We start from the raw sequence: 327 nt of genomic DNA on the forward strand, positions 1-327 counted from the left end.
CGCCGATCGGCGCGTCGCGGTTCTCCACCGCCGCCAGCGCCGAGCCCTTGACGATCGGGATGTCGTCGCCCGGGAACTGGTAGGACGACAAGAGCTCGCGCACTTCCATCTCGACGAGGTCCAGCAGTTCCTCGTCGTCGACCATGTCGACCTTGTTCATGAACACCACCAGCGCCGGCACCCCGACCTGGCGGGCCAGGAGGATGTGCTCGCGGGTCTGCGGCATCGGGCCGTCGGCCGCCGACACCACCAGGATCGCGCCGTCCATCTGCGCCGCGCCGGTGATCATGTTCTTCACGTAGTCGGCGTGCCCCGGGCAGTCGACGT

The 327-nt window shown here is 68.5% G+C and carries 1 protein-coding gene; it reads right to left on the bottom strand.

The window, feature by feature from the left end; genetic code table 11:
• The coding region (locus DJ021_RS18515; RefSeq protein WP_243626205.1) for a GTP-binding protein at nucleotides 1-327 on the bottom strand (327 nt) is incomplete at both ends.

The sequence above is a fragment of the Phenylobacterium hankyongense genome, from assembly GCF_003254505.1.
GTDB lineage: Bacteria > Pseudomonadota > Alphaproteobacteria > Caulobacterales > Caulobacteraceae > Phenylobacterium > Phenylobacterium hankyongense.